Below are 11,725 nucleotides of genomic sequence, written 5' to 3'. Positions count from 1 at the left end.
TCCCCCTTGTCAGTCTTCATGAATCGCCCATGCCGGCAGCTCCGCGCCGGATTGATTATGCTGTCTGTCGCGATACTCCGATGGGAGCATCCCGGTATATTTACTGAACACCCGCGTAAAATAACGCCTTTCGGCGTAGCCCACCATCTGGCCCACCTGCGTGACGCTCTTGTCGCTTAACGCGAGCATCGACTTCGCCATCTCCATCCGCTGCTTCGTCACGTACTCGACGAACGTTTCCCCGATATGCTGCTTAAACAACAGGCTAAAATAGCTTCCGCTTATGCCCAAGTAATCGGCTAGCAAATCGATGCTTAGTTCGGCGGAAAGATTGCGTTCGATATAATCCCTCGCCGACAGCATGAGTACGTCGCTCGTCTTCTTCCTCATCACGCTCTCCAACGACTGGTCGACGAGGCGATTGATGACCTGAAGCGTGTCGCGAATGCCGTGATGCTGATCGATCCGCCGCCATACCTCGAGTTCCTCTTCCCGGCCGATCACTTCCATCGCGCGCATCTCCCTGATGAGGTGGAGGCACAAATAGTGGACGATCGGCGCGACGCGCTCGAAAGATGCTTCGGGCAGTTGTCGGAAGCTATCGTTCAATTCCTTGAGCGAAGTTTCCGTCCGCCGCCGATCGCACCGCTTCAACCCCGTTACCATCTCTTCGATGCAGTCCCATAGCTTCTGGGAAGGCTCGGTGCTGCCTCTGGCTTTCTCCGACACGATAATGCCCGTATCCGCCGTCTGGGACAAATTAAGCGATCTTTGGAGGCTCTTGTAGGTCTTGGCAAGCTGCTTAAGCGTCACCTCGGACGGATGGAGCGCGATGCGGATACATAGGCGGAGGTAGTTCTCGACGGCAGACCGCAGCTTCTCCGCCCAGCCCATGATTTGATCCCGGTCATAGATATCCGGAGCGGATCTTTCGATCAGCACGCACCATTCCCCGCTCCTTACCTGGAGCACGGAGTGCTGGACATTAAAGGCTGTCAGGTTTTCCTGCAAAATATTTTGAATGGCGAAATTCCACAGCTTCCGTTCCTTGTCGTCCCAAGACCTTTCCCGCTGGGAATAATCCGCTACGTCCACTAACATCATCGCGAACGCCAGGTTATCCCCGTCCAGCTCGGTCAGCTTCAGAAAAGGACGGCTCGCCGAGCCTCCTAGGTCGACGATCCGATCGTAGAGCACTTTCTCATAGGCCAGATGGAAGACATGTTTCCATTCTTGCTGCATCGAATGCGCTTCGATACTTCTCTCCCGGACGCCGGCCGCAAGCCGTTTGATCGTTTTTTCCAATTCCTCGTAGTCGATTGGCTTAAGGATATAATCCTTTACTTCATAACGAATAACGGACCGCACGTAACTGAAGTCTTGATATCCGGTCATCATGATGACCTCGGCTTCCGCATCGAATTCGCGAAGCGCTTCCAGAAATTCGATGCCGTCCATGACGGGCATCCGAATATCGCAAAGAATGAGCTGCGGGCGCTGAGCTCTGGCCAGCTCCAGCGCTTGTTCTCCGTTGCGGGCCGTACCGATCAGCTCGATATTCAGGCTTTCCCAGGGTATAACGGCTTGCAGGTTTTTTAGAATGTTCACTTCATCGTCGATTAGAAGCGCTTTAATTCGCATTAATCGTCACTCCCCCGCTCCTTGCGGTATCAAACATTTAATAATCGTTCCTTGATCCGGGGCGCTACACAAGGTTAATCCGTATCCGTTGCCGTAGTGGATTCGCAGACGGTCCGCGACGTTGCCGACGCCGAGTCCCCGTCTTTCGCCCGTTTCCGGGGACTCTTCATACATTTCCTGCAAAGTCGTCATTCCGCTGGAAACGAAGCGTGCCATCTGCTCCTCCGTAATGCCGATTCCGTTATCTTCGACGTAGAAGGCGATGTTATTGCCCTCTTCTCGGGCGCTGACATGGATTCGTCCCATATAGTCGATGCCTTCGAATCCATGCTGGATACTGTTCTCGACGAGCGGCTGAAGCGTCAGCTTCAGTATAGTGTTCGACATGAGCTCGGGGGATACGTCAATCGAATATTCGAACAAATCCTCGAAACGGTACTTCTGTATTTCCAAGTAGCTTTGCAGATGTTCCAGCTCTTGCTCGATCGTGATTTCTTCCTTCTGTTGAATGCTGATCCGGAAAATATTCGCGAGCCGCTGCACCATCTTGCTCACTTTGCGTCCTTCGTTCTGGACCGCGAGTATATTGATGGACTCCAGCGCATTAAACAAAAAATGCGGTTTAATCTGCGCCTGCAGGAGCATCATCTCGGCTTTGCGCTTGCGCGATTGCTCCTGCTTCACGTCGTCGAGCAGCTCCGACACCCTCGTGACCAGACTGTTAAATCCCCAGGCCAGACTCGAGGTCTCGTCCTTCCCGACGACGGGGACGCGGGTCGACAAGTCTCCGCGCTCCACTTGACGCATCGCCCTGACGACGCGAATGATAAACCGGACCGTACGGCGGACGAACATCAAGTTGAATACTAAAGCCAGAATGAGCGAAACCGTCGTGACCACGACCATCCAGCGAAGCACGAGCGCCATGTCGCCGGACAAATACTGCCAGGAGGTGACCATGACCAGCTTCCAATCTCCGACCCCCAGTCTCTGCAATTGCAAATCTTGCACGGATACGAAGCTTTTGTTCCCGTCGAAGGTTAAGGTTTTGCTCTGCGATCCGCGACGCTTCATATCGATTCCGTTCTTCGTATCTACAAATTCGGAGATGGATTTCCCGCTCGCTTCGTATGCGTTATCGAAGACGATATTCCCGTTGCCGGCCACGACAAGAAACCTGCGGTTCCTGTTGCCTTGATTTCTATAAAAGCTGAAAAGCCGATCCAACTCGCTGAGCTCGAACCGCGTCACCAGAATGCCTTTGCTCGTGAGCGAATCCACGTCAAGCAGGACGCGGATTTGCGTGAATAGATTATTTTCTCCCGTCAGCTTGGGATCTTCGTTCGGTCCGACCCATACCGGGGCTCCGTTCTTGCGCAGAACCTCTTTGTATATCGGATTGCTTTCCAATTCGCTGCGCGCGATCGGCGTATCCTTCGTAAAATTGACTGTAATCTGCTGGTTGTCATTGCGGTACAAAGTAACCGACTTGATGCCGGGATAAGTGAGAAGCACTCGCTGGCGCAGCCTCTCTTTCTCGAGCAGTTGAACGTAGTCCGGACTTTTGGAATTATCTTTGTCGCTTTCCAAAGCGCCTGCGCCCGAATCGATGGATTGCTCCACGGACTCAACACTGTCCTCCGTCGTAACCCAGAAGTCGGAGAAATAGTTGGCTTCTTTGATCATGTTGTTGAGGTTGCGGCCGATCGCTTTGAGCGTGAGCTCCGTCTGCTCGGCGTATTTCTCTTGCGTCACTTTCTGGAACACGAGGTAGGAGACGCTGCCTAGCACAAATAATGGAATGATTATAAAAGCGAAAAAGGCGACAAAAATCCGTTGACTCAAGCTCATCTGTGCGCCCGTCCTCTCGGGAATGTTGAACTCATTATATCAGGAGGAGCAGGTAGTCGGCGTTATTACCTAACGCAAACTTGTTGCTATCCTTTTATTATAAGGTGGGAAGCCGGAGGCTATAAGACGTTATTCCCATTATGGAGGGATAAAAATGGACAGTGGTGTGGCGTTGCGCTACTGCGAAGTCAGCGAGTTTTCGGGGTAGTGAGATTGGGGTGGCGAGGTTGAGGGGCGAGGTTAAGAGGTGTTGGTGCGGCGGCATTCCACGGGAATAGGTCTCTCCAGCCGCTTCCTGCAAACCCATTGCCTGATGGGTAAAATCTGTAGAGGTGGCAATGGGTTTACAGAGGCGGACGCTTCGCTCTTCCGAGACCTATTCCCGCTCCATGCCTAGAGATACCGTGTTTTTCTGCTCTCCGGCTTGTACTGCCGTCTCGCTCCGTAGTCCGGTTTTACCGGACTACGGCTCATCGAACACATATTTCTCTTGCTCCAGTTCGGTTTCACCTGACTGCACAGGTTGTAACTACTACACTCGCTCTGTAGTCCGGTTTTACCGGACTACAGCTCATCGAACACACAATTCTCTTGCTCCAGTTCGGTTTCACCTGACTGCGCAGGTTGTAACTACTACACCCGCTCCGTAGTCCGGTTTTACCGGACTACAGCTCATCGAATACACATTTCTCTTGCTCCAGTTCGGTTTTACCTGACTGCACGGGTTCGCACCCGCTGCACTCGCTCCTTTGTACGATTACATCGCACTACAGCTCATCGTCAACACCTTGCGCTCCGCGTATCGATTCAACATTTTGTGATTGACAACGCTTGCAAGTAAGTGATACCATCTTCTTCCTTTCGCTTTTCATTCCATACAGGAGGATACGACAATTGATTACGGTTAGCGGTATAAGCAAGAGCTTTAAGGTCGCGAAGAGGACTTCCGGCGTGAAAAGCGCGTTTAAGGCGCTGTTCCGGAGGGAGTATACGGAGGTGGCCGCGCTGAACGATATTTCGTTCGCGATCAAGCCTGGAGAGATCGTCGGTTATATCGGGCCTAACGGAGCGGGGAAGTCGACTACGATCAAGGTGATGAGCGGCATTCTCGTACCTGACAAGGGCTCGTGCTCGATTATGGGTTATACGCCTTGGCTCGATCGCGTGAAGTACGTGCAGAATATCGGAGTTGTGTTCGGCCAGCGCTCGCAGCTATGGTGGGACGTTCCGGTTATCGACTCATTCGACCTGCTTCGGGATATTTATGACGTGCCGGAAGCCGAATATCAAGAAAATCTTAAGCTGCTCACCGAGACGCTCGACCTCGGAGACTTGATCCACACGCCGGTCAGGCAACTCAGCCTCGGTCAGCGAATGAGGTGCGAAATCGCCGCATCCCTCTTGCACAGCCCCAGCATTCTTTTCCTCGACGAACCGACGATCGGACTCGACGCCGTCTCCAAAATCGCGGTCAGACAATTCATTTCCCGGATCAATCAAGAAAAAGGCGTTACGATCATCCTGACGACGCACGACATGAACGACATCGAAGCTTTGGCCAGCCGGATTCTCCTTATCGGAAAAGGAACCCTCCTCTACGACGGGGATATCGGCACGCTGAGAGACAAATACGTCGACGAAACGGCAGACGGCTCGTCGTCCATCGAAGACATCATCGTCCGGATGTACAAGGAGTACCAAATCACATGAGAGCCTACCTATCCGTTTTCCGTCTCCGCCTTTCCATGGGTTTGCAGTATCGTACCGCCGCGCTCGCGGGCATCGCGACGCAATTTTTCTGGGGCTTCCTCATCTTGATGGTATTCGTCGCGTTCTACAGCCAATCGAGCATCGATTCTCCGATCTCGTTACCGCAGATCGCGGATTACATCTGGCTCCAGCAAGCGTTCCTGGCGCTTATCGTGCTCTGGTTCCGCGACAACGAGCTGTTCCAGCTCATTACCGGCGGCAACATCGCCTACGAGCTATGCCGCCCGAGCGAGCTTTACGGTTTCTGGTACGCGAAGCTGCTCGCGCAACGACTGTCGGGCGCTTTGCTAAGATGCTTTCCTATTCTTCTCGTAGCCGCGTTTCTTCCTGAACCTTACCGCTTGAATCTCCCGGCTACTTTCGAAGCGGCTATCCTTTCCTTCGTCGCGCTGCTCTTCGGCTTGCTCATCCTCGTCTCGATCTCGATGCTTATCTATATCTCTACTTTCGTTACGATGTCGCCTGCGGGCTCTTTGCTCCTTTTCGCGGTGCTCGGAGAGTTCCTGGCTGGCATGATTATTCCGATTCCGCTTATGCCGTCTTGGATGAGATCGATCGTCTATGCGCTTCCGTTCCGGTTTACGTCCGATTTTCCGTTCCGAATCTATTCCGGTCACATTCCGGTTAACGAGGCTCTAAAGCTGCTTCCCTTGCAATTGGCTTGGTTGGCGGCACTCGTAGCGGTTGGCAAATATACGATGAGCAAGGCGCTACGACGAGTCGTCGTGCAAGGAGGTTAAACCGGCATGAAGCTATTCGGCAAATATTTGCTCATTTTGTTCAAGTCCCAGATGCAATATCGTACTTCTTTTTGGCTCATGTCGTTCGGCCAATTTTTTATCCCGTTCTCCGTGTTCGCCGGACTTTACTTCATGTTCGAGAGATTCGGACAAATCAAGGGTTGGGACTTCTACGAGGTCGCGCTCTGCTTCGGAGTCATCCACATGGCTTTCTCGATCAGCGAATGCTTGGGAAGAGGCTTCGACATGTTCTCGACCCTTGTATCGAACGGCGATTTCGACCGGTTGCTCGTTCGTCCCCGCGGCACCGTGCTGCAAGTACTCGGTTCGAAATTCGAATTTACGCGAATCGGCAGATTGCTCCAAAGCTTACTCGTCTTAGGCTGGGCTGTCTATGGCATCGACGTCGATTGGACGTTCGCGAAAGCGATAACGCTTCTCTTCATGGTCGTCAGCGGAGTGTTTATTTTCACGGGCATCTTCATGTTGGTCGCCGCGATGTGCTTCTGGACGATCCAAGGACTCGAGATCGCCAATATTTTCACGGACGGCGGCAGGGAGATGGCCCAATATCCGTTGAACATTTACCAGAAATGGGTCGTGCGTTTCTTCACGTACGTCATCCCGTTCGGGTGCGTCAACTATTTGCCGTTGCTTTACATTCTCGGCAAAACCGATGGCAGCCCCCTGCTTCACATGCTAACTCCGCTCGCCGGATGCCTTTTCCTCGTTCCTTGCGTGCTAGTATGGAGATTCGGAGTCCGGCACTATCGTTCGACAGGATCCTAATTCCCTTTGTACTCGTCCGTTATTCCAACAACCCCATATCGACGCAGATGTTCGCGGAAAGCCGCTTGATCGCGGTCCCGAATCGAATCTCGATGCTGTCGCCGTCCAATCGAACGATCTCGCCGGTGCCGAATACGCGATGACGGACTTCGCGGCCTTCCGTCAAGCCGGCGAGCTCGCGGATCGCATTCGGGTTGGGCGGGATTTGCGCTTTTAACTCCTTCGCCTTCTTAGACGACAGCTTGACCGGAGCCTTCGCGATCTCCTTCGGCGGATCCTGAATATGGCGAACTTCCGTTACGAACGGCGACGGCTGAACGTTGTCTCCGTCCTTTTTCTTATAATATAGCAGCTCCAACCGTTGTTTCGCCCTCGTCATCCCCACGTAAAAGAGCCTCACGGCCTCTTCCATCTCCTCGGACCGACCCTGCTCTTCCTTCTTGCGGTCGTCGGCCGACGGAATGATGCCGTCGATCAGATCGATCATATAGACGTGCCGGAATTCCAAGCCTTTGGAGCTATGGAACGTAGATAACGTTACCGCGTTGCCGGCTTTGTTGAACTTGGATTGCTTCATGTTGCGCTCCAGCTCCTTCAACCGCGCGGCGAAGGCTTCCATCGAGTCGAGGGGCTCTGCGATTTCTTCGAGCGTGCTAAGAATCCCGGACAAATACTCTTTCCGGAACCCCATCCGTTCGCACATTTTGTCCAGCGCCTTATCGTAGCCGAGTTTATCCCGGACGGTCTGAATCGCCATCAGCGGCTTCGCGCCCTTTAATTGCGCGAAAGTCGTTTTGGCCGCTTCCAGCTGTTTGATCTGATATTCCTGCAAAGGAACATGCTGCAGCAACGCGTCGAACACGGATTCCTCTTCGATCGGACCAAGCGCCGACAATGCCGCCATCTGCTGCTTCGTGATGTAACAGTTCAGCTTCGTATGGATTCTTTCCAGAATGTCGGGCCTCTTATCGTTAAACGTCATTCGCATGAAGTTCAGCACGTCCTCGACGATCCAGTGGGAGAAAAAACGATTATCCCCATCCTTCATATAAAAGGGAATTCCCATGCGGTCGAGCGCGTTCATGAGCATGATGGAAGAAGAGTTGTTTCGGTATAAGACTGCGACTTCGCCCAAATCCTCCGGATCTCCGTCCGCGATTTTCTCCACGACGTATTTCGCCTGTACCCGGTAATCCGGCAGCTCCGTAATCGCGATCGGCGAATGCGAAGGGTTACGAGTAAACATGTTTTTGTCATAACGGTTTTTGTTGCGTTTAATGAACCGGTTCGCCACGTCCACGATGTTTGGGGTCGAGCGGTAATTTTGTTCCATTTTGAGCATGGATGCATTCGGATAGACGTTCTTGAAGTCGAGCAAATATTGGGGCTCCGCCGCTCTCCAAGCATAAATGCTCTGATCGTCGTCCGCTACGACGCACAGATTACCGTGCGACTGCACCAGATTTGCGATAATCGCATGCTGCACGAGGGAAGTATCCTGGCTCTCGTCCGTCATCACGTAATCGTAGCGGTTCTGATAGCCGCGCAGCAGCTCCGCGTCTTGCGTCAACGCCTCGTTGGCGATCGTTAGCATATCATCGTAATCGACCAGCAATTCGGGCGTTCCGGACTGCTTGAAGCGCTCGTATTCCTTGTAAATATCCGCAGCCTTCGGTACGTCGCACTTCGCTTCGGACAGACGGTCGCCCTCAAGGAGCTTGTTCTTGATCAGGCTAATGTAGCTCGTCAGTTCCTCCATTTGGTCGTCGGTGGCGTAATCGTGGTTCACCTTGCGGAAAATATCTCGAAGAATCGCCGGCTTGTTTAGCTTCTCTGCACCCGGCTCGTTCGGATTCTCGATCATACGGTAGGCGATTCTACGCCCGCGATAATAATCTCTCAGTACCTCGAACGCAAAGCTATGGATCGTCGAGAAGTCGGGAGCTTGATGGGCAAGCGCCGGGAAAAAACGTGCGAATCGTTCCTTCATGTCCTGGGCGGAAGCTCGGCTGAACGTCACGGCCTTGATTCGCGACGGTCGCACGCCCTTCTCCTCGATCAAGTAACCGATCCGCATGATGAGCGTCGTCGTCTTGCCGGAGCCGGGCGATGCCAGCAGAAGCAACGGACCTTCCGCATGCATGGCCGCCTCACGCTGAACTTCGTTTAGCTCCACGCCGAGTTCGTTATATTTTCGTTCGAAAAACGTAGTCGTCTTCATATGTCCAAAATTCCTCTCGCTGACAGATGTTGCGGTTGGGTTCAATTAAAGGCATTTCAACGGAAAGAGCGCCCTAGTAGGCGCTCCCCTGAACGAAGCCTGTTAAGTTCGGTAGGCCCCAAGGGCCTCGCGTATCGCTTCCTTCACTTTATCACAAACGTCGCCGGCGTTCACCGTTTCTTTGTCCGGTCGCGTACGTAACTTGAACTCGACGACTCCTTCCGCGGCTTGTTTCCCTATGACGATTCGGATCGGGATGCCCATCAGGTCGGAATCCTTGAACTTCACGCCCGGACGCTCTTCCCGATCGTCAAGCAACGTATCGACTCCGGAATCGCGGAGTTGACCGTAAAGACGCTCCGCCAGCTCCATCTGCACGGAATCGTTCACCGATACCGGAACGATGTGGACTTGATAAGGGGCTAACGCCATCGGCCAAGCCATTCCGTCCCCGTCATGATACTGCTCCGCGATCGCGGACAATAATCGAGAAACTCCGATTCCATAGCAGCCCATGATTACCGCTTTTTCGTTGCCTGATCGGTCCGCTAAAGTCGCGTTCATCCGCTCGCTGTATTTCGTGCCCAGCTTGAATACGTGCCCGACTTCAATGCCACGCGAGAATTGCAGCTTGCCTGACCGGCAACGCGGACAAACGTCGTCTTCCGCGACGTTCCGATAATCGCCAACGCGCGTTAACGTAAAATCCCTGCCCGGACGAACATCGCTAACGTGATAATCCGCTTCGATCGCGCCCGCGATCCAAGCTTCGCCGTTTGCGATTTCGATGTCGACGAGAAGCGGTACGCTCAAACCGATCGGACCGGCGAAGCCCGACGGAGCTCCGGTAACGCGAAGCACCGTGTCGGCATCGGCGATCTCGACCTTCTCGGCTTGCAACGCGTTCTTGACCTTAAGCTCGTTCACTTCACGATCGCCGCGAACTAAGACGGCAACCGCTTGGCCGTCCACGATGTAGATCATCGTCTTAACAAACCGGGACGCGGATAATTGCATCGCCGTTACGAGTTCGTCGATCGTGCGTACATTCGGCGTATGGAGTCGTTGCGGCTGTTGATTCGTTGTATTTTCCCCGTAGGCTGGGGTTTGGACTTGGATAGTCGTTGCGTTCGACGGACCGGCTTCCGCCTTTTCCAGATTCGCCGCGTAGTCGCACGCTTCGCAGGAAACGATCGTATCCTCGCCGATATCGGCGAGCGCCATGAATTCGTGCGTCTCGCCCTCGCCTCCGATCGAACCGGCATCTGCCTCCACCGCCCGATAATTCAGGCCGCATCGATCGAAAATGCGACGATAGGCTTCGTACATAAGCTGGTAGCTCCGGTCCAGCCCTTCCCAATCTTCATCGAAGGAGTAAGCGTCTTTCATGACGAACTCTCTGCCCCGCAACAGCCCGAATCGCGGGCGCCGTTCATCGCGGAACTTCGTCTGAATTTGATAAAGCGTAACGGGTAGCTTACGATAGCTGTTCACTTCCCCTCGGAACAGCGTCGTTACTACCTCTTCATGGGTAGGACCCAAGGCGAACTCCCTTTCGTGGCGATCCTTCAGCCGGATAAGCTCCGGGCCGTACGCTTGATCTCGACCGGATTGTTCCCATAGCTCCAACGGTTGCATCGCCGGCATAAGCAGCTCCTGCGCTCCCGTCCGGTCCATTTCTTCGCGGACGATACGCTCCACGTTGCGAAGCACTCGTTGACCTAGGGGCAAATAGGCATATATTCCGGCCGCGAGCGGCCTGATGAATCCGGCTCTCAGCAACAACCGATGGCTTAAAGCCTCGGCATCCGACGGAGCTTCCCGATAGGTTTGGGCGAATAATTTGCTTTGTCTCATCGTAAAGTATGACCTCCTTTTTTCAAATCGCGGAAAAACAAAAAAACACACTCGCCAGGGACGAATGTGTTCGTGATACCACCCTAAATTCGAATGCCGCACGGAGCGCGACATCCCTCGAAATCTTAACGGGAATTACCGGCGACGGATACTGGATTTTCACCGCCGCAGCTCGCAAGGAGGGGAGTAAACCATTCGATCGCGAAACCTCTCAGCCTAGGGTTTCTTTTCTGGAACGAAGGAAATGGGGCTCATGGCCTTGGTCGAAGCTATTATTGTATGGATGAAACAAAACTTACAAGAACAATGATTTCAGTTAATCTACAACAATCGTTCTCTTCTGTCAAGCAAGTAGGCGATGATCGGCGTGAAGGAACGGAGATCCGGATGGATGAACAATGGGAGCCGACGCTGCTCGGCGATCGCGGTTAAGGTTGGATTCGGCTCTCGCGACACGACAGAAAGCAAGTTCGGGAGAGCGAGTAGGTTTATGTCTTCCTCGCCCCGCAGCAGCGCGATTTTCGGATAAGGCGCGGACTTGTAGCCTTCGATTAGAAGAACGTCCAATGCCCGTTGCTCCATCCGGACAACGAGTTGCTCCAGCGGCGTAGTATGCTCCTCCACCCAAGCGGTTCGGCTTGGCGAAGAGAACGCCGTAATCTCCGCTCCCGCTTCCCGGTGCGACCGTGTATCCGTGCCTTGCGGCTCGGGGTCATGATCGTGCGCGTCGTGTTTGATCGTGCCGACTCGTAGGCCCTTCGAGGAAAAAGCCCGGACGAGTTCGCAAGTTAGCGTTGTTTTACCCGAATTTTTGTAGCCGACGATTTGGATAATGTCCATGGGCGGTTATTGTTCC

General features: G+C 53.5%; 8 protein-coding genes. 3 read left to right on the top strand and 5 right to left on the bottom strand.

What is annotated here, in order from left to right; translation table 11 throughout:
- Positions 1-9: 9 nt before the first annotated feature.
- The gene (locus D7Z26_RS07785; protein WP_120975563.1) at positions 10-1,641 is read right to left on the bottom strand and encodes a response regulator; all 1,632 of its coding nucleotides are present in this window, start codon (positions 1,639-1,641) and stop codon (positions 10-12) included.
- A gap of 6 nt (positions 1,642-1,647) precedes the next feature.
- Positions 1,648-3,492, bottom strand: a complete 1,845-nt coding sequence (locus D7Z26_RS07780; RefSeq protein WP_120975561.1) for a cache domain-containing sensor histidine kinase — start codon at positions 3,490-3,492, stop codon at positions 1,648-1,650.
- A gap of 894 nt (positions 3,493-4,386) precedes the next feature.
- Between D7Z26_RS07780 and D7Z26_RS07775 the strand changes: the two genes are divergently transcribed.
- From D7Z26_RS07775 to D7Z26_RS07765, 3 genes are read left to right on the top strand one after another with little or no spacing between them, the layout of a single operon-like run.
- A complete protein-coding gene (locus tag D7Z26_RS07775) occupies positions 4,387-5,202 on the top strand; it encodes an ABC transporter ATP-binding protein (RefSeq protein WP_120975559.1) in 816 nt (271 codons plus the stop codon).
- Entirely contained in the window at positions 5,199-6,002 is an 804-nt protein-coding gene (locus tag D7Z26_RS07770) for an ABC transporter permease (RefSeq protein ID WP_120975557.1), read from the top strand. The genes D7Z26_RS07775 and D7Z26_RS07770 overlap by 4 nt, the downstream gene beginning before the upstream one ends.
- A 6-nt stretch (positions 6,003-6,008) precedes the next feature.
- Entirely contained in the window at positions 6,009-6,791 is a 783-nt protein-coding gene (locus D7Z26_RS07765; protein WP_120975555.1) for an ABC transporter permease, read from the top strand.
- 19 nt (positions 6,792-6,810) lie between these two features.
- Here the strand turns inward: D7Z26_RS07765 and D7Z26_RS07760 are convergent, their stop codons facing one another.
- The 3 genes from D7Z26_RS07760 to mobB all read right to left on the bottom strand — a co-directional run bounded on the left by D7Z26_RS07760 (position 6,811) and on the right by mobB (position 11,709).
- Positions 6,811-9,012 (bottom strand): ATP-dependent helicase, encoded by a 2,202-nt coding sequence (locus D7Z26_RS07760; RefSeq protein WP_120975553.1) that lies wholly within the window; start codon positions 9,010-9,012, stop codon positions 6,811-6,813.
- Positions 9,013-9,114: 102 nt separating this feature from the next.
- Positions 9,115-10,869: a proline--tRNA ligase gene (locus D7Z26_RS07755; protein WP_120975551.1), complete on the bottom strand. Its 1,755-nt coding sequence runs from the start codon at positions 10,867-10,869 to the stop codon at positions 9,115-9,117.
- Between the two features lie 321 nt (positions 10,870-11,190).
- Positions 11,191-11,709 carry a molybdopterin-guanine dinucleotide biosynthesis protein B gene (gene mobB, locus D7Z26_RS07750; RefSeq protein ID WP_120975549.1) on the bottom strand — a complete coding sequence of 173 codons (519 nt, stop codon included), beginning with the start codon at positions 11,707-11,709 and terminating at the stop codon, positions 11,191-11,193.
- Positions 11,710-11,725: the final 16 nt, after the last annotated feature.

Source organism: Cohnella endophytica (assembly GCF_003628305.1).
Classification (GTDB): domain Bacteria; phylum Bacillota; class Bacilli; order Paenibacillales; family Paenibacillaceae; genus Cohnella; species Cohnella endophytica.
Note: the sequence above shows the minus strand (reverse complement) of the source record. Positions and strands in the feature narration are given on the sequence as shown.

What these genes read in the sequence shown, in the direction of transcription:
- D7Z26_RS07785 (WP_120975563.1), bottom strand. Translation starts at nt 1,641, where the DNA reads ATGCGAATTAAAGCGCTTCTAATCGACGATGAAGTGAACATTCTAAAA.
- D7Z26_RS07765 (WP_120975555.1), top strand. Translation starts at nt 6,009, where the DNA reads ATGAAGCTATTCGGCAAATATTTGCTCATTTTGTTCAAGTCCCAGATG.
- D7Z26_RS07770 (WP_120975557.1), top strand. Translation starts at nt 5,199, where the DNA reads ATGAGAGCCTACCTATCCGTTTTCCGTCTCCGCCTTTCCATGGGTTTG.
- D7Z26_RS07755 (WP_120975551.1), bottom strand. Translation starts at nt 10,869, where the DNA reads ATGAGACAAAGCAAATTATTCGCCCAAACCTATCGGGAAGCTCCGTCG.
- mobB (WP_120975549.1), bottom strand. Translation starts at nt 11,709, where the DNA reads ATGGACATTATCCAAATCGTCGGCTACAAAAATTCGGGTAAAACAACG.
- D7Z26_RS07780 (WP_120975561.1), bottom strand. Translation starts at nt 3,492, where the DNA reads ATGAGCTTGAGTCAACGGATTTTTGTCGCCTTTTTCGCTTTTATAATC.
- D7Z26_RS07760 (WP_120975553.1), bottom strand. Translation starts at nt 9,012, where the DNA reads ATGAAGACGACTACGTTTTTCGAACGAAAATATAACGAACTCGGCGTG.